This is a genomic window from Sphingomonas sandaracina (genome assembly GCF_036663695.1).
In the GTDB taxonomy this organism is placed as follows: domain Bacteria; phylum Pseudomonadota; class Alphaproteobacteria; order Sphingomonadales; family Sphingomonadaceae; genus Sphingomonas.
In genome coordinates, this window is sequence record NZ_JAXOJK010000001.1 from 16,920 (window position 1) to 42,127 (window position 25,208).

At 62.4% G+C, this 25,208-nt stretch carries 17 protein-coding genes and 1 pseudogene; 7 read left to right on the forward strand and 11 right to left on the reverse strand.

Annotated elements, in window-relative coordinates; all coding sequences use genetic code 11:
* Positions 1-935 precede the first annotated feature (935 nt).
* The 4 genes from U1707_RS00115 to U1707_RS00130 all read right to left on the reverse strand — a co-directional run bounded on the left by U1707_RS00115 (position 936) and on the right by U1707_RS00130 (position 4,753).
* Positions 936-1,109: a hypothetical protein gene (locus U1707_RS00115; RefSeq protein WP_332798139.1), complete on the reverse strand. Its 174-nt coding sequence runs from the start codon at positions 1,107-1,109 to the stop codon at positions 936-938.
* A 98-nt stretch (positions 1,110-1,207) separates the two neighbouring features.
* On the reverse strand, positions 1,208-2,212 hold the full coding sequence (locus U1707_RS00120) for a hypothetical protein (protein ID WP_332798140.1): 1,005 nt from the start codon (positions 2,210-2,212) through the stop codon (positions 1,208-1,210).
* Between the two features lie 421 nt (positions 2,213-2,633).
* Entirely contained in the window at positions 2,634-4,340 is a 1,707-nt protein-coding gene (locus U1707_RS00125) for a recombinase family protein (protein ID WP_332798141.1), read from the reverse strand.
* Between the two features lie 206 nt (positions 4,341-4,546).
* Positions 4,547-4,753, reverse strand: a complete 207-nt coding sequence (locus U1707_RS00130; protein ID WP_332798142.1) for a helix-turn-helix transcriptional regulator — start codon at positions 4,751-4,753, stop codon at positions 4,547-4,549.
* 791 nt (positions 4,754-5,544) lie between these two features.
* On the opposite strand from U1707_RS00130, the gene U1707_RS00135 reads away from it, so the two are divergent.
* Positions 5,545-6,495: a hypothetical protein gene (locus U1707_RS00135; protein WP_332798143.1), complete on the forward strand. Its 951-nt coding sequence runs from the start codon at positions 5,545-5,547 to the stop codon at positions 6,493-6,495.
* A gap of 83 nt (positions 6,496-6,578) precedes the next feature.
* Here the strand turns inward: U1707_RS00135 and U1707_RS00140 are convergent, their stop codons facing one another.
* The 4 genes from U1707_RS00140 to U1707_RS00155 form a co-directional block, all read right to left on the reverse strand.
* Positions 6,579-7,229, reverse strand: a complete 651-nt coding sequence (locus tag U1707_RS00140; RefSeq protein ID WP_332798144.1) for a hypothetical protein — start codon at positions 7,227-7,229, stop codon at positions 6,579-6,581.
* A complete protein-coding gene (locus U1707_RS00145; RefSeq protein WP_332798145.1) occupies positions 7,222-8,109 on the reverse strand; it encodes a hypothetical protein in 888 nt (295 codons plus the stop codon). Before U1707_RS00145 ends, U1707_RS00140 begins: the two co-directional genes overlap by 8 nt.
* Positions 8,110-8,328: 219 nt before the next feature.
* Positions 8,329-8,652: an HNH endonuclease gene (locus U1707_RS00150; RefSeq protein WP_332798146.1), complete on the reverse strand. Its 324-nt coding sequence runs from the start codon at positions 8,650-8,652 to the stop codon at positions 8,329-8,331.
* Positions 8,649-9,041 carry a hypothetical protein gene (locus U1707_RS00155; RefSeq protein ID WP_332798147.1) on the reverse strand — a complete coding sequence of 131 codons (393 nt, stop codon included), beginning with the start codon at positions 9,039-9,041 and terminating at the stop codon, positions 8,649-8,651. The genes U1707_RS00150 and U1707_RS00155 overlap by 4 nt, the downstream gene beginning before the upstream one ends.
* Positions 9,042-9,664: 623 nt before the next feature.
* On the opposite strand from U1707_RS00155, the gene U1707_RS00160 reads away from it, so the two are divergent.
* The 3 genes from U1707_RS00160 to U1707_RS00170 all read left to right on the forward strand — a co-directional run bounded on the left by U1707_RS00160 (position 9,665) and on the right by U1707_RS00170 (position 11,932).
* Positions 9,665-10,600, forward strand: a complete 936-nt coding sequence (locus tag U1707_RS00160; RefSeq protein WP_332798148.1) for an ArdC family protein — start codon at positions 9,665-9,667, stop codon at positions 10,598-10,600.
* A complete protein-coding gene (locus tag U1707_RS00165) occupies positions 10,597-10,941 on the forward strand; it encodes a sigma factor-like helix-turn-helix DNA-binding protein (protein ID WP_332798149.1) in 345 nt (114 codons plus the stop codon). Before U1707_RS00160 ends, U1707_RS00165 begins: the two co-directional genes overlap by 4 nt.
* A 70-nt stretch (positions 10,942-11,011) precedes the next feature.
* The gene (locus U1707_RS00170; RefSeq protein ID WP_332798150.1) at positions 11,012-11,932 is read left to right on the forward strand and encodes a HEPN domain-containing protein; all 921 of its coding nucleotides are present in this window, start codon (positions 11,012-11,014) and stop codon (positions 11,930-11,932) included.
* 16 nt (positions 11,933-11,948) lie between these two features.
* On the opposite strand, the gene U1707_RS00175 is transcribed toward U1707_RS00170, so the two are convergent.
* Positions 11,949-12,218, reverse strand: coding sequence for a conjugal transfer protein TraD (locus tag U1707_RS00175; RefSeq protein WP_332798151.1), 270 nt, complete (start codon positions 12,216-12,218; stop codon positions 11,949-11,951).
* The gene (locus U1707_RS00180) at positions 12,175-12,501 is read right to left on the reverse strand and encodes a conjugal transfer protein TraD (RefSeq protein ID WP_332798152.1); all 327 of its coding nucleotides are present in this window, start codon (positions 12,499-12,501) and stop codon (positions 12,175-12,177) included. Before U1707_RS00180 ends, U1707_RS00175 begins: the two co-directional genes overlap by 44 nt.
* 171 nt (positions 12,502-12,672) lie before the next feature.
* Between U1707_RS00180 and traA the strand changes: the two are divergent.
* A pseudogene (gene traA / locus U1707_RS00185) lies at positions 12,673-15,551 on the forward strand (Ti-type conjugative transfer relaxase TraA).
* Positions 15,552-15,831: 280 nt separating this feature from the next.
* Here the strand turns inward: traA and U1707_RS00190 are convergent.
* Positions 15,832-19,566 (reverse strand): hypothetical protein, encoded by a 3,735-nt coding sequence (locus tag U1707_RS00190; RefSeq protein WP_332798153.1) that lies wholly within the window; start codon positions 19,564-19,566, stop codon positions 15,832-15,834.
* Between the two features lie 381 nt (positions 19,567-19,947).
* Between U1707_RS00190 and U1707_RS00195 the strand changes: the two genes are divergently transcribed.
* On the forward strand, positions 19,948-20,823 hold the full coding sequence (locus U1707_RS00195; protein ID WP_332798154.1) for a hypothetical protein: 876 nt from the start codon (positions 19,948-19,950) through the stop codon (positions 20,821-20,823).
* Positions 20,816-24,286: a DUF4062 domain-containing protein gene (locus U1707_RS00200; RefSeq protein WP_332798155.1), complete on the forward strand. Its 3,471-nt coding sequence runs from the start codon at positions 20,816-20,818 to the stop codon at positions 24,284-24,286. Before U1707_RS00195 ends, U1707_RS00200 begins: the two co-directional genes overlap by 8 nt.
* Positions 24,287-25,208 lie beyond the last annotated feature (922 nt).

A 25,208-nucleotide genomic window follows, 5' to 3' on the forward strand; every position in this document is an offset into this window, starting at 1 on the left:
TGTGATCATGATGCCGGTCGGGCAACATGGGACAAGCCAGCGCACAACACGCATGCGCGTTGCGGAAATCAACAATGCAGGACATAAAAGTAGCACCTTGACCGGACATCAGACAGCTGACTGAAAGTCAGCGATGGAGGAGCGAGAGCGCGCCCTTGGTCTGTATCATGCATCCGTCTCGTGCCGCCGCGGTGCCCGACCGTCGGTTTCCGGACTTTTGGTCCGGTACGATGCCTGCGCCAGCTGTATCAGCCGGGTCACATGCACCGCGCACACAACTTCTCACCCGGGAAGTTGCCCTTTTCAAATATGTTCGTGCGAGCAAGGCGTCAAGGGTTCGTCATCATCATCTGGGCATTCACAGCGCAGTGCTGGAAGGGTTAAATGCGAATATGACAAAAGCTCGCTGCGCGCGTGTCTGACGGTCTGCAGGGATGGTATCCGGCTCTTCGTGGCGGGGAAGGGTGCTGGCCAAGCCCAGCCATGCTATTGCGGCACGACATACGAGGATGAAGCGGTCAATATTGTAGTCGAGGTTGGCACCGAACTAAACCTCGGCACGCGCATTAGGTGCCCGATGCGGGCACGAACAGCGGAGCGTTTCGCATGTGCGCCGGCAGTGCGCGGCGACATCACCTTGCTCCCGGGTTTCGCGCGATTGATGCGGCTAACCCGGTCTATCAACATAAGCCAGGCTTCGTTGAACCGGCTGCAATAGGGGGTGTGAACCGTGACGTCTGAGGCGGTGTTGTCGCCGCTGACCACGTCGCGGACCCCTCACACGTCGAAGCGGACACCATCGGTGACCTGCCGCGTTAGAAGTAGCCGTAGCGCCGGCAGATCGCGATTGAATTCTCGTAGCCGAAGTTGGGGATGGCGACGTCGACTTCAAGCCTGTCGTTGCGCAGCGGGCGCGCCTTGGCGAACTTCAAGTCTCAGCGCGTATCGGTATCCTTCCGAGCTGCCGTGGCCGGCTTGTCTGGCCAGATTTCTGCCATGGTGTTGCCTGCCTTGATCGCTTCCTTCTTGCCCGCGGTGTTATGCTGCTTGAGCGCTGCGACGAGCGTCGCGTCGACGATCCGTCGTCCCATCGGTAGATCCGGCCTCATTGGGACTACTCTGCTCATCCACACAAACCTTTCGCTTACAGGTTTGCGGCAGCGACGCTGCTACACATCGCCGCTCCGCTCAAATTGTATATGCAGTGTCAGACAGACCAGCGACGGCCGCTATCGGCATCGAATGCGAGCCGAGACGCGTTGCAAGAAACCGAGCCGTAGCCGCCCGCCGCGCCATAGATTGAATGTGCCACCAAGCCTATGCCGAACAGAGGATGATCATACAGATCGCGGAGCGGATTGCCCGTTGAGAAGCTCTCGAAGGCTTCCGGCGCCTTATCGAACGTGATCTTGTCTTCGTTCCAGTGGACGCCATCAGCTAGTGTCAGGTTCGAGAAGATGCTGCCCTCCTTCAAGTACAGGCAGAAATTGCGACCGTCGGCAGCTTTTAGATCGACAACGTCCTGATCCCGGAATTTTGCGAGTATCTCAGCAAAATTGAATCCGGCTTGGTCCAGCGCTCCGCTCACCACGGCATCAATCTTGCCGCTGGCGCCGATGCGGTCTAGTTCCGCGCGGCCGGCGGCGCGACCTTCCTGTTGCTCACGAACCTCTGCGAAGGCGCGGATGGCGTCTTCAGCGCAATGAGCCGTAAAAGCAAATTGTTCGAGCCGTAGCGAGCTCCCAAATGCGGTATGCTCGACGCGCACGCAGTAATTATCTCGGCTACTAGTCTGGACTGGTAGAAGTTCTGCCGACGTCAACGCATATGGCAAATTTCGACGATTCGCTTTCGCTATCTCGCGCTTAGTGGCTGACTTGACCTCCGATAGCATCGCGCGAATGGATGACGCTTCGGTCAGAAGATCCGCCGTTGTTTCCGATATGTCTTTTGCGGATTGGAGCAGTACGTTAAAATCGCGATTACCGTCATGTCCGAGACTTTCGACAACCTCGGCACGAACACCCCGCCCGAGGTCGACCCCGACGTGAAGTTCAGTATCAGGTCCGTACGCGCGTTCTTTCGTGATGACGCTATAGTCGTTCAAGGTTGGTGATGCATCGATAGCGTGATCGAGCTGGAGCTGCCTTGCAACCAGCATCGCAATCAGTTCCACGTCGCTCTGATCGGTGGTCTTCGCTGACTTCTTCATAGCTTACTCCTTCTGCGCCCTAGGCGCCTTTTCCCCGCCTTATTGCAGATCATTCATCACTGAATCGTTGAGAGGGGCGCTTCATTGCAGCGGCACGGGGTCGTCTCAAATGGACCAAGAACCTCTTCGGGCGCTTGCACTCGCCTCGATAAAAAGGAATTTCACCTTGGCAATCAGGCTAGTGGCGGCAATGGCGCACAGGTATTGAGAAGAAATGAGTAGGCGATCAACGCCAGTTCGACGTCCGGAACCCTGCGACTCAGCACTAGTAACTCAAGTCCCTGTTTCTCGGCTTCTCCGCGAGTGGAACGGAAGCAGGATCGGTTATGCTTGAGGGGCTCCCGATTGGTCAATTAAGCCGAGGGTAAGTTTCGGGCGTTTGTTCAGCGGCGACGTGCCGCTAATCAGCTTATTTGAGGAACTAGATGTCGACAGCGGGTGATATGTGGCACCGTTCAGTGCGGGTCCCCGCAACCATCTTCGACGCCACTCCTAGCCCCGCAGCGCAAGCTCCGGGGCTGTCGGCGTTTATGGTCTCTTTCCGTTCCCGCGCGCCCAGCCATTCGAGGATGGCGCCGAACTCGCCGTGCAGCGTTACGTGGACCTCGCCGCGCTTCGCGCCGGGCGTCAGGGTCACCCGCTCGATCAGGCCACGGATGGCGTCTGCGGCTTCGTCGCGGTCTTCCGGGCGGTTCAGCGCCTCTGTCAGCCGCTCGACCTTCTTCGCGTAGATCCCGGCAATATTGGGATGAATGTCCGGTGTTTCGGCAGGGGCTGCCGCCAATGCTGCCTTCAAGACCTTCTCCTCGGCTTCGAGGTCGAGCAGGCGGTCCATCAATGTCTCGCTGTAGCGGCCGTTCTCTATGGCATCGACGATGTCTGCCTTAGCCTTCTTGATCTTGGCCAGCTTGGATTCCGTTACGGAGCGATCGGCACGCTGCACGATATTAAGCCGGTTGGTTTCCTCGATGAAGCTGCGGATGGCCTCGTCTACCATGTCGGGCGCCATCAGACGGTCCTTGAGCCCAGCCAGCACGCGCTCCTCGAGACTAATGCGGGTTATGGTGCGACTATTGTCGCAAGCACCGGTGTCGTTGTGCGTCGAGCACGCGAAACGGCTCTGACCGCGCAGCGAGCAGGGGCCACCACAGGTGCCGCAGTGGACAAGGCCCGACAGCAGCGATTTCGGTCGGACCGTGCCGCGCATGCCGAGCGCCTTCCGGGTGGCTTCGATGGGGCCTGCATACTGGATGGACAGGCTTGCCTGCCGTGCCTTGACCGCCTCCCAGAGAGAGTCATCGACGATGCGTAGTTCAGGCACCTCCGTGGTGATCCAGTCGGATGCCGGGTTGATACGGCTGACGCGCTTGCCCGTACGCGGATCCTTCACATAGCGCTGCCGGTTCCAGACAAGGCGGCCGATATAGAGTTCGTTGTTGAGGAATCCCGTGCCGCGCTTGGCGTGGCCGCGCAGCGTGCCATGTGCCCAGAGCTTACCCTCGGGGCCGGGGATGCCGTCTGCGTTGAGGCGCCGGGCAATGGTCTGCGGGCTGACGCCGTTGGCGAATTCCCGGAATACCCGCCGGATGACCTCGGCTTGTGCGATATTGATGGTGCGCTCGCCACGGATAGGCTCGCCGTCGCTGTCGAACTGCTTCACGACGTCATAGCCGTAGCACAGCCCGCCGCCGGCTTTGCCCTTCTCGACCCGGCCGCGCATGCCGCGGTGCGTCTTCTTGGCGAGGTCCTTCAGGAACAGCGCGTTCATCGTGCCCTTCAAGCCCACATGGAGTTCGCTGATCTCGCCTTCGGCCAGTGTCACGAGCGTGATGCCGGCGAACTGAAGATGCTTGTAGAGCGTGGCGACGTCGGCCTGATCGCGGCTGACCCGGTCGAGCGCTTCGGCGAGGATGATGCTGAAGCGGCCCGTCTGCGCATCCTGGATCAGCTGCTGGATGCCAGGACGCAGCGTTATGCTCGAGCCCGAGATCGCGGCATCCTTATAGGTGCCGATAATCTGCCAGCCTTCGCGCGCGGCCTGTTCGCGACAGATCCGGAACTGGTCGTCGATGGACGACGCGCTCTGTTGATCGGAGGAATAGCGCGCGTATAGCGCAACGCGGGTCATGGCTTGTCTCCAAACACGGTTACCGCGTTGGACGACGTGGCAACCTGCTTACCCCTGCTGTTTATTATCTTTGCGGGCGCGATGAAGATCAAGCGCGATTTGCCGTCCGAGTAGTCGGGCGATCCGCGCGATCGTCACATCGGATGATGGGGCAGGGGCGGGGACAATAGTTTGCCGTGTTCTGTCAGCGGGTAAGCGATGCTTGCTCACCGGAAGTCGTCGACGTGGTAGAAGACCCGGTTCTGTATCCAGGTGTCGATCGTGGACTCATGCCAGCCGATGCACCGCGCTGAGATATGCACGCGCTGCGGAAAGGTGCCGTTGTCCAGCTTGCGATACAGCGTCGAGCGACTGAGCCCGGTCCGGGTCAGCACCTCGCGAAGGCGCAGGATGCGGTTTGGTGATTGGGGCATGAGTTTCCCTTCCGGTGTCGCGCGGTACGGGGAAGAGATCGGACGAGAAGGCAGACGGCTCAATGCCGCGGGACGGCGATAGCCGATGATCGCCCAACAGAGCGCAATAGAGCCGATACCGGCTGCTACCCGTCGTGTGGAGTCGCTGCAGCCCACAGTCGGGTAATGACGGTTGTCGGAGGTTCGCTGAAGCTAACCGTCCTGGTTGAAGTCGAAGAGGCACGCTGCTCGCCACAGAGCTAGTTTATCCGCCACGTCGATCTCTCACTCTGCCATTGTCGCGACGTCATCACGGCCCCGAGTGCCTGCCTGATTTCAGGCGCTGACGAAATCGGCGTGAATGGCATCGGCGACTACAACCTTTGCCATGCGGTTCCGAAGATTATGGCCGGTCGGGCCCTGAGGGGTAATTCTAGTGATCTAACGCCGGCCGCCTTCCTCAAGCATCAGGCGAGGCCCAACCTGCCAAGGACGAGCTAGACGTGCTCTTAAGGTGGGGGGGAGGGGCGGCCCTTGCGGGCCGCGCCAGTTGCGCTCGTACGGCCGGTTCTGACGCCTCTTACGTTAGAGAATAACCGTGCGGCACCGTGGCGGTCGTAAGTCGGGGCCTCTGTCGCCCAGTTGACGGGCGTCGATCCGAGCAGTCAGCCTGCCATTGATCGAAACTGAATGTTTTTGATTCTTACAAACAGCGCTTCAATGTATAGCCGAAATACTTCGGATATGCATTATTGCCTACGAGGTAAGCGGCAGTAGCGAGAGTTGTCGGAATAGTCTTGAAAGGGGCATCAATGCGGTTTCCTTCAATTGCTCTTGGCGCAGTATTGGCAAATTTGCTTATTGGGAGTGCGGATGCGCAGTCCGGTGCGAACAATAAGTCCGAATTCCGCTTCGACCTGTCGCCTGCAATCGGCGAGTCTCTGCGAGAAACCGAGGGAAATCAGCCTGTTGACGAGAGTGAGGTAGCACTCGGGTTTCGGTTCATTCGCTCGTTGACGGATAGTCTCGAAGTTCAGGCTACCCCCAGCGTCGGCTACAGCCCGCAAGTATACGACAAGAACGATCCCTCTTCGCAGGCGCGCGTCGGCTTCGAAATACGACGCCGCATGTTCTTTGGGTCCGACCAGCGACCGTTGCCCTACACGAGCGTTGGCAAAATCAGTGCTCAGGCGTTTGCGCGCTACTCGCCTTCGCTGGGCTTCGCGAACGCATTTGGCGACCACGCCTTTTTTGATAATGGTCTGGCGGGCGGAGTTCGTCTGGCGAACGACGTCTGGTTTCACTGTCGCCAACGGTGGATCATGGCTGTTGGTCTTGGATGCAATCCGGCCCGCCGGGTCGCCGTCCAGTTTACGCCATCGCTACAGTATCTTGTCTCGGACAAATCGGCGCGGCGACGCCTTGTGCCGCAGGCGGATGCGAGCCTCGTCGTGCCCTTGCGGGATATTAATATCCGGCTGGCATCGCGGTTCGAGAATCGTCGTTTTTCCGACCTTAAGATCGCGGGTGGTGGGAGACAACGCGACGGCCGCATAACGGCATCGCTGAGCTTCGACTTCGCGCCAGCGATTCCCAAGCTCCGCCGGTTGCTCTTTGGCGACGAGACCGGAAAGGTCATCGTCAATGATTTCACGTTGGAGGTTGGCGCGCGGTATGTCCGCAACCGGTCGAACAATACCGAGAAGAATTTCGACAGGATCTTCTTCGTTCCCGCCTTTTCCTACACTCGCCAGCTTGACTAGATTGGGGAAGGCCCGCCGGCGTCCTAAAAATAGCCGGCAGATCAACGGCGATTGGCAAACCCCGTACGGGTTCTCCTAACAACCTATGCGATCAGCTGGAACAGCTCATCGATAGATCGGTTTGCATCAGCCGATGCGACCAGATGCCGGTCAAAACGATAGTAATTGTCCGCATCCATGGGAGCCAGGATCACCGGATCGGCCAGGTCCGGACCGTACTCGGTTCGCAATACGGTGGCAGTAAATACGTCGGGATCGACCGTGACCACGTGCAGCTTTCGGGCGGCCAGGTGATAAGTGTCACCCGCCGCGACATTCGAACTGCGGGCAAGGCTGGCACGCATCGTTCGGTCGGTCCGTTTAAGTTCGCTGTGCGGCCCGTCGTACAACCCGCGGTAGCAGGCGTATTCCGTGCCCGTCGCGGCGCTCTCGACATACTCGTCGTGCAGAAAGCCGCCGACTAGGACGTGGCTAGCCAAATCGTAGACGTGGTCGTGAATCATCAGATCGGCAGAGCGATCGTTTGAAAATCCCTTGCGCCATATGTGTAACCGGTACCGAACTCGCCCGCCGTCACCACCCGTTCCCAAGGTCACAACCACGAAACCGTATGGATGGCTCCTAGCATCGCAGGCCATGATTGCGGGTTTGAGGTCGGCGATAACGGTCTTTACAGACTGGGGTTGACGGAGGAGGGCATCGTCGAGCCTGGCGATTGCAGACGGGTCAAGCATAAGGATTTATAACACTCTTGACGGAATTTAGTACGTTATCGACTTTCGCGGGATCACTCGCTTCGGTTAAGAAGCCGAGCACTATCAGCGCAGCTCCAACTGAAACAGCGTCGAATGGCACCGGATCTGGCCAGATGTTTGATAAGTCGAGCTCCCCTACTTGTCGAATGCTGAGCTGAATATCCTCTCGTTGGCTTTCGTAGAATACAGTGCCCCGCATTGCTTTGAACGCCGGCAGTTTGGGATCGTCCCGCGTAAGGATCGCTTCCGTGTCGGTTAGATTGGTGCGGATGATCGAGAACGATTTCGTAAGTCCAATATGGATCTCTAAGTGAGGGTTGATCCGTGCTTTTGCGGCCAAGGCAATCAACGCAGCGAGAACCTCCCTTTGAATGCCCCACTCCGTCCAGTCGTCAGCCCGCCCGCGAAATGCAGCCGCGTTCCGAAACTGGACGTAGCTCGCCATGAGGCGGAGATCGCTGGGGTCTGGCATAAGCAACCAGATCAGTCGTGTGGCCGACGATGCTCGCGACCCCGATTCAATGAGCGGCAAGATGATCGAGCGGAAATGCCGGCCTGATCGTCCTTTGAAGAAATACTCGCGCGATGTCGCTACAGATGCCTGGAGTTCGGAAGCGAGATCCCGCGGATGTACGGTGACGATTTTTGCTTCGCGCACGTCCCTTGGAACCAAAAGGACGATGAACGCACCAGTCAGCCCTACCGTAAGTAGCGTGCTGAGTGCTGCATCGATCACAGCCAGCCCGACATTAGGCAGCGTATCGTTGAACGGTCCCAACGGCTCTCGCGGTGTCGAGAAGTGCGGTAAAACTACAAACCGGGCGAAGATCAAGATCGCTATCGCGAGCGCTATGATCAAGAAAATCCACCGTACAGCGTATCGCTTGCCAAGCAGGTCGTTCCATTCCATTTTATTGCGACGCCCTCGGATTATTTTCGTGATGACTGCGGAGAGCTGGGGCAGTCGTCCGCCCGAGCGTAGTCAGAACCGTAATAGTGCGGGGTTATTACCGGATCCACAATGGCGTGCAGCTGAACGCAGCGCTCGTTCATATTCCGATCCCGAAAGGGTGGGACGTCACACGTCGTAAGACCGCCCTTCCGAAACCCGTTCGAATTCGGCGCGGTGATGCGTCATGTAGAATTGCGTGCGTTTGCCCATCTGCACGATCGTCCGCTTAGGCACGCCAAGCTCGGCCAGCGCCGATGCGGGGATGGAGGCCGCGGCGCGAACACGGCCGTCCTCCTTGAGAGTGATCAAGTGCTTGTCGAACAGTGCATCGATTGATGCCGCGAGCAGGATTCCGTTGTCGGGATCCAGGCGTTCCCGATTGTCGGAATGCCTCCAAGCTTTGATGTGCGACGCTCGTAGGACCGCTCCAATATCGCAGCCACTGATCACGCATTGGTCTTCCCAGATCTCAAGAAGCGCGGCGCGGAACCTCCTTGTCCGAGCCGGGCATTGACGAGGCGGCGTCTCGTCGTTTCGTCGAGGTTTGACGCCATGACGCTCTCGATGTCTGTTGCCTCCTCCGACACCTCGAATTCGTGCTTAAGCACGATCTCGAAGCCAAGTGCTCTCAGCGGATCGTTAGTAGGCGGGCCCCCGCCGCCGTTATAGGATGCGTCTCTGGCAAGCTCCTTGGCCACGCGCAGAACCGCTTTCGGCGGAAATCGCTCGTGGGTCTGGGGGTCGATGATGTCCCACTTCCTGGACACCCCGTTCGGGGCGATGCCGTTCTTTCGAAGGACCTCGAACGCCTCACGAACATGCTCTGACTCGACCGCCATCAAGTTTCCCCCCATAATTTATGAACTGTTCTCGCCAGCTTAGAGCGCAAGCTGGCAACCGCCATCGGTTTCTGCGCGCTGCTTGACCGGAAAGGGATCTAGCGCCCTGGACCGGTACTCGACAGGCGCTACCGAGTGGATCCCGGCTACAAGACGGTGCTCCCTGAAGTTGCCACGCTGCGAGACAAAAGTCAGACCTTGCGACCATTATCGAAGAGACCGGGTGGCAAGGGAAAGTTTTCCAGAGCCAGCGATTCAGACGGGCCTTATGCCGTCCCGTGCTCTGCACGGTCGCGCTCTATTCCGCTGACGCTTCACCGAGCCGCCCGACGGCGTCTCGTCGGCAGAGCCGTTACGATCGCTCACGCTTGGTCGGGCTGTGCCCGACATACGGACGGCCGCGCTGCGCACGGCCGGCGTGGCGCTACCGCGCGTCGGATGGCGGGGGTAGGCGTCGCTACCCTCTAGTCCCGCCGCGGCGGGTCGCAAGCCGGCGTTGCCGGCTCCTTCATTGCATTACGGCCTTTCAGGTGCTGCCCGCCGCTACAGCGGGACTGCCGGTTCGCTCCTGCCGCCTACCCCCGCCATTCCGGCGCCGGTTGCGGTTCTGAAGGAGTGAGGAAATGGCAAAGGACACCCTGACCAAAACCACCGGCACGCTCTACGCCGAGGTCACCGACCGGATCATCGCGCAGCTGGAGGCGGGGCGGGTGCCGTGGGTGCAACCATGGGACGGGTCGAAGCTGGAAAGCGGGCTGCCGCGTAATGCCGGGACCGGGCGGCGCTATTCGGGGATCAACGTCCTGATCCTGTGGGCGACCGTGTTCGAGCGTGGATTCGGGACGCAAGGGTGGCTGACCTACAAGCAGGCGCAGGCGCTTGGCGGCAATGTTCGGAAAGGCGAGACCGGCACGACCATCGGTTACGCCGATCGCTTCACACCTAAGGACGAGCGCGACAAACCCATCACCGAAGCCAGCGACGAGCATCGCCGGCAGGTGGCGTTCCTCAAACGGTTCACCGTCTTCAATGTCGACCAGTGCGAGGGTCTGCCCGACACGCTGTCTGTCGGCGGTGGAGCGTTTCTCGGCGAGCGCGAGACCATCGAGTGCGCGGAGGCGCTGATGACCGCCACCGGCGCACAGATCGGCATCGGCGGTGACAAGGCGTTCTACATGCCCACCGCGAATCGCATCCAGCTACCGCCGCAGCAGGCGTTCCACGATCAGGTGAATTACTACCGGACCGCGCTGCATGAGCTTGGCCACTGGACCGGGCATACGAGCCGGCTCGACCGTGATCAGAAAGGAGCGCCGCGCAGTGCCTCTTATGCCCGCGAGGAACTGATCGCCGAGATGTGCAGCGCGTTCACCTGCGCGGAACTGGGTATCGTGCCGACCGTGCGCCATGCCGATTACATCGGTGCATGGCTGGAGGTGCTGCGCGAGGACTCCCGCGCGATCTTCCGCGCCGCCAGTCAGGCGAGCAAGGCGGCCGACTATCTGCTCGCGTTCCGTGCCGACGCGGCGGATGACGCAGAGCAGGAGATGGCGGCATGACCGACCGTCCCGAAGAGCTGGAGGCGCGCGCGGAACGCGCCCTCGAGCGACCGACCGATCTCGCGCCCGGCGACTATCATGGGCCCGTGCATCCGGACGATCTGGCGAAGATGGAACGGGCGCTACTGTCACTGTCGCGGACGACGCGGGAGATATTCCTCGAGTACCGGTTGGACGGCTACAGCTACGATCACATCGCCAAGGTGACCGGGCTCAGCCAGCGTCAGGTCGCGCGGCGGATGCGGACGGCGATCCGTCGTCTCAGTCGCTACAGGCGCGGCGACGAGCGCCCCGAATGGCAGGTGTGGTTGCAGACGCATCTGCCACGATGGTTTCGCTGAAACGGCCAGCCTTGCCCGGCGAACGCCGGGCGAGGTTGGCGCATTCACGTTGCCCGGTTAGGTAACGCACATGAAGTCCGACGCCGATCATCTGCCCGAGCGCAACCAGACGGAGCTGGATCATATCCAGCGCATCCTGCTGGACGAGTTCGCCGCCGCGATCGCGACGGCGACCAAGCCGCACAAGCGGAACGGCAAGGTCTACAAGATCATCCTGTTCGGCAGCTATGCCCGCGACGACTGGGTCGACGAGCCGGATAACGGCTATCAGTCCGACTATGATCTGCTCGTCGTCGTCAGCCATGCCGACCTCACCGAGATTGCCGATTACTGGTACGTCGCCGAGGACAGGATCCTGCGCGATCCCGCCATCGCGCGACCGGTCAACATCATCGTGCATTCGCTCGAAGAGGTGAACCAGGCACTGTCGCGCGGCGAATATTTCTGGGTCGACATCGCGCGTGACGGGATCGCGCTCTACCACCTGCCGTGTCACGCGCTGGCAACGCTAAAGCCGCTGACGCCCGCCGATGCGTACGCGATGGCGCAGGGGTATTTTGACAAGTGGTCCCACTCGATAGACGTTTGGATAGCTCGCGCCCAAATGTCTGCGGAAAGAGCTGTTGATATTGAATGGGCAAAAGCTGCGGCGTTCGACCTACATCAATCAGCGGAACGCGCATACGCATGCTTTCTCTTGGTTCACACGCTCTACTTTCCGCGCTCCCACAATATCAAATTCCTGCGGTCGATCGCTGAGGACAAGGAGCCTCGTCTGATTGAGGCGTGGCACCGCGAAAGCAAGGTCGATCGACGCCGTTTCGAGTTGCTCAAGCGCGCCTATGTCGAAGCCCGCTACTCGCCAAGCTACGCGATTACCGCCGACGACCTTGACGCGCTGGCTGCATCCGTCGATCGGCTGCGCGCGACTGTCGAGACGCTGTGCCGCGAACGCCTCGACACGCTGCGTGAGGCTGCAACCGCCAAGTAGACATTCACTGGTCCGGTCAATGCGATGCGTCGTCGAACGCGCGTTTGCCGCAGCGGCGCCATAGCACGAGCATCTGATCGCGATCGTCACCGCGCAACCGCACTGCGACCTCCACCAGCGCGCCGAAGATCACGGCGCGATCATCGTCTGTCAGCTCGATCAGTCCGGCTTTTGCGACCAGTCCGCCGAGCTCGATCAGATGCCGCGTTCGTTCGCGCCGCTGCATCATCCAGCCGCGCGTATCATTGCGGCTTCGTGTCGCCAGCAGCCGATGCCTGACCGCCATCGTCCGCCGTTCTGTGGCTCGCGATGCGGTCAGCTTTGCGAGCAGATCCGCGTGCCGGGTTTTGAAAGAAGGCGGCACCTCGGTGGCGCCATTCCTCCCGGATTGCGGCGTCCTTCGTTTCCACCGCGGACAGCAACGCGCCGGCCAGTTCTTTGATCGACAACGCGTTGGCGCCGGTCGAGATGACCAACGTGCCGAGCTGCGTTAGGCGAGCGCTGCGTAACTGTTTGGCCTTGTCGTCGAGCGCCTTCAGTTCCGAATCATAGTCGCGGGGTTTGTGCATTACGGTGTCCTCAATTGCGGGTTGAGGGCGCCTCAGTTAGTGGTCCAGTCGATCAGCGTAAATACAATGAAACAGCGTGGGGCGAAGTCGTCCCGAGATAGATGAAATCTTCGAAGGGCGGGCTTATACGTCGTGCCGACGTCGCTTTTAGAGTGTAGATGGATTGCCGTCATGGCGATCTACCATTTCTCGGCTAAGATGATCTCGCGCGCAAACGGCTCCAGCGCACTCGCCGCGGCGGCGTATCGTTCGGCCTCGCGGCTGCGCGACGAGCGGCTCGATCGCACCCACGACTTCTCGAACAAGGCCGGCGTCGTCCATTCCGAAGTCATGCTGCCGGACGGCGCGCCTGAACATCTTCGCGACCGCGAGCGGCTGTGGAACGAGGTCGAGGCGGTGGAGGTCCGCAAGGATGCGCAACTGGCGCGCGAGATCGAGTTTGCGCTGCCCCGCGAGCTGGACCGGGCGGAAGGTATTCGGCTCGCGCGCGAGTTCGTGAAAGCCGAGTTCGTCGATCGCGACATGATCGCCGATCTCAACGTGCATTGGGATATCGGTGCCGATGGGATGGCGAAACCGCACGCCCATGTGATGCTCACCACGCGCAGCGTTGGCGAGGACGGTTTCGGCCCGAAGGTCCGCGACTGAAACCGCACCGATCTGCTTGAGCGGTGGCGCGAGTCCTGGGGCGAACAAGTCAACCGCCGACTGGCCGAACTCGATATCGATGCGCGCGTCGATCATCGCTCGTTCGAACGTCAGGGTATCGACCTCGAACCGCAGCACAAGATTGGTCCCGCGGCATCGCGCCGGCCGGGGCAGGGACTGGAGAGTGAACGGCTCGACGAGCATGTCGAGATTGCGCGATCCAACGGCAACAGGATCATCGCGCAACCGGGGATCGCGCTCGACGCGATCACGCGGACGCAGGCTACCTTCACGCGCCGCGATCTGGCGATGTTCGTCCACCGGCATAGCGACGGCAAGGAGCAATTCGACATCGCACTGGCAGCCGTTCACGCCAGTCCGGATATCGTCGCGCTTGGCAGGGATGGCCGAGGCGACGAACGTTTCACCAGCCGCGACATGATCGAGACCGAACAGCGGCTGGAAAATGCCACCGTCCGTCTCGACGCGAGCCGGCGCCACGGTGTCGACGAACAGTATCGCAAGCGCGCGCTGACCCGCGCCGAAATGCGCGGAATGGTTCTATCGAGCGAACAGCGCAGCGCCTTTGACCATGTGACGAACGGGCAGGGGATCAGTGTCGTCGTCGGCTATGCCGGTACCGGCAAGTCCGCGATGCTCGGCGTTGCGCGCGAGGCCTGGGAGAGCGCCGGCTATGCCGTCCGCGGCGCCGCGCTGTCCGGGATCGCGGCGGAGAATCTAGAAGGCGGATCGGGGATGGCGTCGCGCACGATCGCCAGCCTGGAACATCAGTGGAAGCAGGACCGCGAACTGCTCACATCGCGCGATGTGCTCGTGATCGACGAGGCCGGAATGGTCGGTACGCGACAGATGGAACGCGTCATTGCTGAAGCCGAGAAGCGCGGCGCCAAGGTCGTGCTCGTCGGCGACGCCGAACAGCTTCAGGCGATCGAAGCGGGGGCAGCATTCCGGTCGGTCGCCGAGCGTCATGGTAGCGTCGAGATCACCGATATTCGTCGTCAGCGTGAGGACTGGCAGCGGACGGCAACACGCCAGCTCGCAACCGAGCGGACGGGCGAAGCAGTGCGCGCTTATGAGGAGCACGGCCATGTCCATTTCGCCGAAACCCGCGATCAGGCGCGCGCTGATCTGATCGAGCGCTGGGACCGCGACCGCGCCGCCGCGCCGACCGCATCGCGCATGATCCTCACCCACACCAATGACGAGGTCCAGGCGCTGAACGAGGTGGCGCGGCAGCGGCTTCGCCTCGCCGGTGAGTTGGGCGAGGACGTCACGATCCAGACCGAGCGTGGCGCTCGCGCGTTCGCCACAGGCGACCGCGTCATGTTCCAACAGAATGAACGCGGTCTCGGCGTGAAGAACGGATCGCTTGGTACAATTCAGAGCATCACGACCGCCCGCATGCGGTGATGCTCGACGATGGTCGTCACGTCGCGTTCGACACCAAGGACTAAGCCCAGCTCGATCACGGCTACGCCGCGACCGTGCACAAATCGCAGGGCGTGACGGTCGACCGCGTTCATGTGCTGGCAACGCCGGGCCTCGACCGCCATGCCGCCTATGTCGCGCTGTCGCGGCACCGGGATAGCGTCGATCTCCATTACGGCCGTGATGACTTCGCCGATCAGGGTAAACTCGTCCGCACGCTGTCGCGCGAACGCGCGAAGGACATGGCGTCGGATTACTCGCGCAACTTCGGCGATCGACGGCAAATCCAGTTGCCGGAACGGACGATCGAGAACGCGCGCCCGGCGCCAACCCGCGATCCGTTTGCGGGCCTCGACCTGCGTCCGGTATTGCCTGAGCCGGTTCCGCTTCAGCCAGCGCCGAACCGCGCCGAAAATCTTCCTGATGCTGTCATCCGACATGGTCGTATCGTCAGGACGATGCGCTCTACCCACGCCGTGGGCGACGCCTACACCAACGAGCAAAGGGCCGAGCTTGCGGCGAGCCGCGCGTCGCTTGAGGCCATCGCGCCCCATGGTGCTCGAGATCTCGAAACGGCGATGACGGTCGACACGCGGCTTGTCCATGAGGCGGCGGAAGGCAGGACCAACGCGGTGATCCGCGCCATGCAGCTGGAAATGGAAATTCGAGAAGATCCGACACGCCGCGCCGATGTCTTCGTACAGCGCTGGCAGGGGCTCGAGCAGCAGCGTCGTGCGCTGAAAATCTACCATGAAGACACAAAGGTTCGGGCCATTGAGGACAAGATGCTCGGCATGGCAAAAAGCTTGGAGCGCGACCCGCAGGTGGAATCGATCCTACGCAATCGGAAGGTCCAGTTAGGATTGGGAGCGACCAGCGGCGCGAGTGTCGGCAGGGAACTCGCGGATATGATCGGGCGCGGACGTAGCCGCGGTTTGGGTATTGGGATGTGAATTCTGTCCGCCGGAGTATTTGCAAATGTGGCGCGTCCTCCTCGTCCCCCGAAGCGGGCGGGTAATCCGTCTCAGAATAAGGTAAAGGCCGTTAGCAGACCGGCCGCTGTTGAGTTGATCCTGGTGGAAACCGGCCTGACCGCTTTGGAGCAAGGGACCGCAATAATGCACTTTCGTTCATCTGCGGGTAAGGGACCGACCGCCTCATTGGTCGATCCAGCTTGACGCTTTGGACCGCCTGAACGATGTCTCCGGCCGCTTATCGACTCTCAGGGCGCGGCTATTCGAACCGTACCCGGTCGCGCTCTGCGGCCTCGTCGGCGCGCTTAGCATCCCGATCCCAGCCTTCGGCGATTGCAGTCAGCATCGCCTTGGTACGCGGAGAGGTAACATGCGCGGCCGCCCACCGGCGATACTTCGCGGCAAGATCCCGCTCCTGGAGGCCGCCTTCGAACATCGGCTTCGAGACGACGCCGCGCATATTGTAACGCTCGATCATGATCGAATGCTCGACGTCGTCCGACCGCAGTCTCTCGATGGCGGCGGCCACGGCCGGCGGCGGCCAAGTCTCATCGGCCTCGGCCGCGTGCGCAAGCGTCCGACCGATGTAGGTCGGCACGATCTTCGTGCGCTTCTGCCTGCGTCCCTCCTCAAGCATTCCGTCGATCCATGCGTCGAGCTTCGCTCGGTCGATTGTCCCGTTCCTCTCGCCCGGGACTCGTTCGTTGTGGATGAGGATGCGGTGCGAGATCGAGCCGCGGTTGCGCTGCTCAGGCGTGCTCGGTTCCTCGTCGGGGTCGACGTCGTCAGCGACGAAGACGTCCTTCATGATCGAGACGAAGAATTCCGGATCGCTGCTCATACGCTCATAAAGCGCCAAATCTCCGTCCTGGTGCTCGAGCACCGGAAAGAAGGCATACTCCGCTCTGGCGAGCTCCATCTGGTCCACGTCGTCACGGGCGCGGAGCGATTTGAACAGTTCGCCCAGCAGATAGCCGTCCATGTCACTGTCCATGCCGCCTTCGTTGATCTCTCCCACACGACCGCTCAGCATGGCGATCACGGTGGGCCAGGACAGCTCCCGCTCGCGCGGGTGAACGATCGCGAGCGCGCTGCCCGCACGGCCCGCCGCGACGAACCGGCGCACCAGTTCCTCCAGCTCCTCGGTCGGCCCTTCGAATCTGAACGGCCGCCGATTGGCCCAGAAGTGCCGCTCAGCGTCAGCGCCCAGCGTCGCTACGAGATCCCATGTTTGCCGCCCTTCGGGCCAGTCGAGAAGCATCGATGCGGTTCGCACAGGGCTCCAGCCTGACCGCTCGGCCAGCGTTAGGGTCTCGGTGTCGTATTCTTTGCCGCGGCTTCGGCGCAGCATGCCGGCAAGTGCGGTCGAAAGCTCGGGCGCGGGTGCGTCCGCTTCACCGTCGACGAGGATACCTTCTAGGATAGAACCGTCCTTGATACCGGTAGCGGCGGCATACGCGACCCCGCGGACGAAGCGGACGGTGTTGGCTAGCCGAATGACGGCATCGACGCCGGAGGTGGCCGCGAGGCTGGCGACGGCGTTCGCCCGACGCTGTTCGATCGCGTGTTCGGCCGCGACGAAATCGTCTGTGGGGTAGGAATCCCATTCGTCGAAGAGAGCGCGGGCCTGATCGAACGGATCCACCGTGTCCATAGACCTGACGATCTCCTGCAGGCGCTTCAACTCCTGGTCCGGCAGGACCCAGTCGGCTTGGCGGAAGCGGACGTGACGGTCCGCCAGGCGCCGGAGCGCACGGCGGAGCTCGACCCGATCCTCCCCGGCGCTCCGCTGGGCATGCGGCGCGAGCATCTCTAGAAACTGCGCGCGCCGATCCGGGGAAAAGCGGGGGAAGGCCTCCGCGACCTCGATCCAGTGTGCCGTGTCGCTTCCGATGAGCGAGAGCGCCCGGTCCGTGATGGCATCGTAGGTCTCGCCGACAATGCCATAGGTTAGGGTCTCCTTGTCGGAGGCTCCGGCGTCCCGATAGCGCGGACGCTGCGTCGGACCCTTCATGTCCTGCATCTTCGGCAGGAGCATCGTGACGAGCTGCCACCCGATCTGCGGGTGGAGCATCATGATCTCGTCAACGACGGCAAGGCGTTCGGCGAGCGGTGCGTTGGTGCCAGGGGACCAGGCAGTGAACAGGTCGCGCAGGCTTGAGATCGGTCGGTTGCCGCTCTTGCCGCCGGGATCTTTCGACGCCAGTTTGGCGAGGAGCAGCGCGGACCGTCTGAAGAACGCGGGATCCCATGCCTGGAGTTCAAGCGCCCACAGGATATTGGGAAGTTGCGAGCGCGCCACCCCAAAGCTGCTGGTCTCCGCGAATAGGACGGCGGGCGCCTCGTCACTCTCGAGCAGCAGCTCGAGGGCCGAGAGCAAAGGGCGGGGGGCTGCCTCCATCAGGTAGGTCAACTGACGTTCCAGTCCGAGGATCACGCGCACGTCGTCGCGCAGACCGGGAAGGCCGGCAACCAGGTCGTTTACGAATGCTTCTGGGTCCAGGCCCGCCTCGAGCCCGACCTCCTCGTGCATCGCCGCGATAATCAGCAGGGTGGTGGCGATGCCTTCGCGCAGAAGAGAGCTGTAGGGCGCGCTGGACCTACCGAAACGCTCCTCGGCGATGTCGGGCGGCGTGTCCGTCGTGAACACCTTGATTGCCGCGCCGGCGAGACCTTCGAGATGCCGGCGAGTGACGAGGTGGGAGAGGTTCACGAAGGCGTCGACTGGCGCGCGCAGGCGCCAGATCCCGCCTCGGAGGTCAATCGGTGTGTCCTGCATCGGCAGGTATGCGCGCAGGGACTGTTCGTAGTCATCGTAGTCCGACCCGCTGAGCTGGGCGACCATTTCCAGATCGCCTGCCTGCTGGGTGCTCCAAGTGCCTGCGAGTAGGGCTGGCACCAGGCGCTCGCCACCCTCGACCCAGGATGGCGGACGGAACCCGGCGCGGTGCGAATGGCGATGGAGGATGGTCAGGCTGCGGCCGGACTTGCGCGCGAGCGTCTCGGCCTTCTCCTCACCAAATCCCATTGATTTGAGCGCCTCGCTCATGTCGCGGATCGAAGGCCGCTCGAGGCGCACGAACCCGGAGCCGGACGGTCGGTAGTCAAGCGTTGAGATTGCCGGGCCGTAGCTCGCGAGGGACTCGCCAACTTCCTTTACGCTCGGCGAGAGGATGTATCCGTAGCGGTCGGCCTTCGCGAGAAGCCGGCCGGCGTCGTCCGTGTCGACAATCAGTGTGCGAGCCTCAATGAACCGACGGTTTGCCTCGTCCGCCGTTCGTATGGCGGCGACGGCGACGGCGCTCACCTCGTCGGGGCCATCGCCGACGAGCACGAGGGGTCCGCGGGCGCTCGTCAGGTGGTCGATGATCTGCCTGGCCTGCTCCGTGCGGGCGACAAGGGCGACTTCTTCCGTCAGCTGCGGGCTGTAACGATTGGAGAACTCGTTCCAAAACTCGTCGGTGCTGCGCGCGCCGCGGTTCGGCGCCGTCCCGAGGACTAGCCGCGCATGCTTCGCGCCTACTGCCCCGTGCTCCTCGAGCCAGGTCTCGAGCATCGCGCCATCGATGTAGCGGACGTCAGCAAAGTCGCCCCTGTCCTTGTATTCCTGTAGGAACTCAGGGAGCTTGAGGTTCGCGTTGTCCCAGTTGCGGGGCGTGACGAAGATGAACGTAAGATCCTTGCGGGTCTCCTCAGCCGTGTCCTTCACTCGCGTGCTGTAGTCCGACTTAAATTTGTCGACCGGCTTATCGTTCGTTCCGAACTCCCACACCGATCGACCAACGGGAATATAGGGTGTGCCGATCGCCATGGTCAGGTCACCGTCGTAGCCGCGTATCTGCCCGGACTCGCCGCCTGGGAACCGAATATGGTGGATGTCACCCACGTCGCGCGCGGAGGCTAGAACGAGGTCGCGGACCATTACGGGGAACTGCTCCCTTGCGCCGATCCGGTCCGCCCAGTGCTTGAGCTCGGCATGATTTATCCACTGCATGTCATGTCTCTTTGTCGCCGACGTCGCCGCGTTTTTCTTAGTCCGAATTAGCGCCGAAACCGTACTTTGCCCATCCGTGGACCGGACGACGACTTGCCCGACGTGCATTATGATAGCCAATCGAAGTCCGATGGATCAAACACAACACGATGAAGAAGGGTAGCGATAGGCGATCGCGCGGAGGGAGCGGCGCGCCCCGACCTTCGAACCTCATCTCGCGACGCCGGTCACGATTGGGGATGTACAACCGTGTCCGCGGTTGCGCCGAACACCGAACTACCGCGGCGGTTAGCCGCCGGCGGGTTCACGGGCTGCGGCTACGGATTAGTCTCCGCAAGTGGGCCGCCGTTCATCGCACTCGTGGGGAGCGACGAGCGAGGCATGAATAGCGCTCTCGACCTTCTGCACGAATGGACCAACCTCATGGGTCCGAACGCCATCCAGCTTGAGATACTGCTCGATGAGCCGGGCTATTGGGTCACGATTTCGCAACAGCCGGAGCTGATGCAGATGCGGGTGCTCGGCATCGACACCGCCACAAAGCCGCTGGTGTTTTCAATGAGCATCACGAAGCGACTCGATACCAAGCACCCATTCCTTGATAATTTGGCAAAGTACGCCCGCGAACCGGTCGCACCCGTGCTGCTAACCGTCGCCACAATGGCGTCAGCGCGGGGCCGGACGGGGCGATTGTCGTCGGTAGGGTTCGAGCCCGACCTTAAACGAGCGATTCTCCTGCCCGGGATTGATGTCTACCTCAGGCGAGAGGACAGACACCGCCGGTCCATGGTGCGACTGGAGGACGATGAGCGCGCTGCCGGGCCGCCACCGGCCCCTTCGACCGAGCCGTCCGCTTTGGCGGCCAAGCGCGAGGCTCGTCTTTTCGCGACGTTGCCGAAGACCATGTTCGCCCTGCGGAATTATCCGGCCGGAAAAGCCGTGGTCGCGTGCGGTGTGGCGGCAGGCATGGCACCTTGGCAGGTCGAGCAAGCGGTATGCAACCTCCGGCTCGCCGCGCACCTAGCATACGTACCCAATGGTAAGGCGAAGCGGCTCGCGATGCTCGCTCAGCTACGGGAGGACATGATAGAGCCGGCGAATGCAACGTTCGATGCAACGGAGTTCAGCGCAGACCAGATCGAGCAGCAGGCGGCGCTCGACGCCGGCTTCTTGCTACGCCTGATTGACGGCGAGAACCCCGTACCCGAGAGCCTGGGCGCGCGTCTCGTTCGCCTGCGCGAGCTCGGCCATGACTGAGCCCATCGTACCTACCGCGACCTCCGACCGGCTAAAGGTATTCATCAGCTCGACGATTAAGGAATGTGCGGCCGAGCGCACCGCGGCCCGCGCCGCCATCACCGGCCTTAACTTCGAGCCGGTCCAATTCGAGCGCGAAGGCGCGCGGGCCGAGCCGCCGAGGCACTTTTATCTGCGCAAGCTGCAGGATTCGCACATCGTCGTGGGCATTTACCGCGAATCGTACGGCTGGATCGATGCAAAAAACGACATGGCGCTGTCGGGCCTGGAAGACGAGTACCGCGCATCGGTCGCTTTGGACAAGGACCTGCTCGCCTACGTGCTTGAGCCCGCCGGAGGCCGGGACGCCCGACTCGCGGCGATGCTGGAGGACATTACCGCCGGCCCGAACACGGTCTACTTCTACACGGAGGGCGAGGATCTAGAGGAGCGAATCCGAGACGACATCACCGCGTTGATAAGCGCACGCTTCGCGCCTCGGGCCAGTGGACAGCCGACGCAGCCAGCCGCCGAATTACTCCGTTCAATCTTCCGCGGGAGCCCGGTGCGGATACGGCGCGACGCCCTCCTGAACGAACTGTCGGAGGCGGCGACCGCCGCCCGCATCGTGTGGGTCACCGGTCAGGCGGGGGCGGGGAAGACGGCCCTCGCGGCAGAGTGGGCGCAGGACCGTGGCGCCGCATTCGTGACCGCCCGGGGTCTGGACCCTCGAGCGACGTTGATCGCGATCGCGCAGAGCATCGGCGTGGCTAGCGGCGCCGAGTTAGCCACGCCGCTTTTCGATGATGTCCGCAATCTCTTGGCGCGGCGGTGGGGCGATGGGCGCAACTGGCCACTCGTGCTCGACGATCCCGACGACATGCCAGCCGTGTGGTCGGTACTACGCGAATATTTGGGGTCGAGCGCGATCGGCTCTATCATCGTGGTTGCTCGTGATCCGGACCCCACCCTGGCGGGAACGCGCATGACCGTCGGCGGCTTCTCGGCAGCCGAGATCGCCGCCCTGCACGAGATCGCGGACAAAAGCACGGCCGCGGCCGGGCTGGGCGATCTTCCCCTCAGCCTGCGCCGCGGCAGGGTGGTGACCGACCAGCCGGCGCGATTTGGCGCGCTGGAGCCGGTCGCCAGGGAAGCGGTGGGATATCTGGCTCTCTCGCCCGCTCCACTCGACCTCGACGACCTCCTCGCCCTGCTAGGCGACGCTGCTGGAGGCCCGGTGGCGACGGCAGCCCGACTGGAGTTAGCGTCCGACCTGATCATGGCGACACCTGCCGGCTACACGTTCGTCCACGACGCGGTGCGCGACGACGTGGCAGCCACAATAGGCGCCCGGGTTCAGCTTAGCAGCCTCCTGCGGCGACGCCTCGGCGCACGCTTAGCGCGAACAGGCCGGGCATGGGCGGCGTTTCGCCTCCGGCGCGATGAGGATCCGCAAGTGGCAGCGGGGCTTGCGAACCGCGCCGTGCGCGAGGCGGCGTTCAGCGGATCGAACCTTCACTTGATGGACGCGCTCGAGCATCTCGCCGGCTACTATCGGAAGCGCGCCGAGCACGGGCCACTGATCTCCACCCTAATGGCATTGGCCGACGCAAAGTCTTCGCAAGGGAGGGCGAATGATGCTCCGGCCCTGCTGGCCGAGGCACGCATGCTGGCCGTCGCCATGGGCGATGGCGAAACGCGATCCGCCGTCGACATCCTGGAGGCATCGCTCGCCCTGCGCCGCTCCGCATCCCAAGCTGCACTCGAGCGCGTGAGGGATCTGAGGCGCGAGGCCGATGCCGATGGTCGTGCCTCGGACAGCGCTCGTTTGCTCCTTGAGGAGGGGATCGCGATGCTCGCGATCAATGAAAACGACTTGGCGGTGCCGCTCTTCAGGAAGGCCGTCAAATTTTTCGAAACAACCGGCGACGCTTATGGCGTCGAGGTCGGGACACGGAACCTGATCGCGTCCCTTTCTGCCACCCCTGATGGCTTTGGCGAGGCCGAGCGACTCCGCGGCGAGCTGGACGCTGCCGTCCCCGAGAGCCCACGCTACCGGGCCTGGCTTTGCAACATGCTGGTTCCGCGGCTGCGACGCGAACGACGCTTCGACGACGCGGAGGCGATGGCCCGCGAGGCGATCGCCATCGGCGAGGAGCTGGGGGATCGCTACCTCGTGGCCATCAACAACGTTGCGCTCGGAAACGTCTTGCGAGAGGCTGGCAGGTTCCCCGAGGCTCTCGACGCGCTAGCCGCAGGCGGGAGCGCCGCCCAATCGATCGGGCGACCTGACATCGAGGGACGCAGCTCCCGCCTTAGCGCGCTGACAGAGAACGTAGCGGCTGAGCGCTCCGAGGGTGCGGTCCGGCGGGCGCACGCCGGTCGGGCCGAGCAGTTTGCTATGCATGCTGTGGCGCTTCTCTCGGGAACCTTCGCCTGGGGCGACAGGGCACATGCGCTTGAGGAGCTCGGCGACGCACGAAGGCTGCTCAGCCGGGACGGCGAGGCCGTCGCCGACTATGCCCATGCTATTCGGGACTTCCTCAAGGCAGCGGACGAGGCGGAAGTCGGGCGACTTTTGCCGTTCCTTCTGCGCATGCTTGAGGACCGCGATGACGCCGCCGAGACTATCGCCGCGGCATTTGGTCCGGACATCAACCGAGCTGCGCTTGGTGACAGCGGCGTTTGGATCCAGGCGGTACTGGTCGTCCTCAACGACTGCCCACTCCGGTTCGCCGCTAGCTGCCTCGGCAGCTTGGTTCGCAGCTTCGCACCCGCGCAAGGTGGCTCGTTCTGGCTGCAGAGGCTCATCCGCTGTCTGCTCGTAATCGACCGCGAGCTCGGCCGTAACACCCGCCCCGACACCGGACCGATTTTGCTTCTAGCAATCCTCGCCTTCTCGCGGCATCGCGAGATGAATAAGCAGGACCTACTCACGCTCGCAGGGATCTGTCTGGCCGATGCCGACGGATTGGTTGCTAGGCATCGGCCCGGCTCCGACCTTGACTTGATCGTGCTGACCGCCGGTGGACGCGTGCTCCTCACTGTGCGGACGGAGGCGCAGGCGCCAGAGGCGATCTATGTGGCTCTCGTTATAGCATGCTTCCTGACTGCGTACGGCGAGCAGCTCACCGCAATCCTGTTCTCGGAGGAGCTCGAGAGCGGGGTGGCGCTGGACGTCGTGGTTTTCGCGGCGGACATCGAGACGGGGCCGCTGAGGGAGTTCACGAAGGAGGCGCTTGAGACCAGGCCAGTCGCCGCAGGCCGACTGACGCCAGCCGAGGGCGAGGAGGTGCCAATTGTAATCTTTGCGCGAGCGGACACGATCGCCGCGACTCAAGCCGTTCCGACCCGGGGCGGCGAACTCGAAATAGCGTTGGCGCAGTTCTTGGAGGAGATAACGCACGCCACGCTTGGCCGAAGCCTGGACGACGAGATCTATGCTGAGAAGATCAAGGAGCTGCTGCTCTCGGCTCTTCGGTGATGCACAGGCGACTTGCCGATTAGCTATTGGAAAAGGGCTACCAAGCCTCGCATGTTGAATTTACTGTAGTAATGAGATGCGTCCCAATCATCCGCGAACATGAACAGATGGCCGGCGTTAGTGAAGATGCTGGCGTAAATGCCTGCTTGTGGGTCGGCCTGACCGACAAGGCTGGCAGCCTCTAGGATAAGCTCGCCTTAGGCTAAAAATCACAACAATGGCGGCGGGGCAGGTCAGTCCCAGTCACGCCTCATTTGCTCCACGTCCTGCTCGGCATGCCGCCGCGCCTCCTGAGCGAAGGTCCTGACCTTGGGGCGCGGATCGTCCAGGTAGCGGCCGAGCCGCCCGTGCTGCTCCCCCTCAAGCTCGACGTGGCCGAACTCGCCGGAGATCACGCCCGTCTCGCCGAGGACATCGGACACCCGCCGCAGGAGGTCATCCTTCTCGTCGAGCCGGTCCACCACATCCATGCAGATCGGGTAGATCGCCTCAATGCCGTCGTAAGCCTGCAGCGTCGCCAGCACGAAGGCCAAGTCCTCCCGGTTGCCACCCGCGACGAGCGCCGCCAGCGGTTCGGCGAGGCCGCCGGCCAGACTCGGGAAGACATTCGCGACTAGCCTGCCGCCACGGAACTGGTGGAGGGGCGGACTAAGGTCGTACCACCGCCGCACGGCGGTCAGCAGCAGCGTCGGGTGGCGGGAGAGCGGCTTCGGCAGTTCATGGATCCGGAATGGAATGGCGTCGAAGCGCCCTCCATCGCGGTCCCGCTCGCGCCTCACGCGCCCGTCGAGGAACTCCAGAACGAGCGCGGGCCGCTGGTCGGCGATTGTCGCGAGGATGCGGTCGCCATCGTAGTCGATCTCAGGAGCGTCGGCGAACGAGGCCACCAGCGATCGGCTCTGGTCATCGTCGAGAGCGGCGA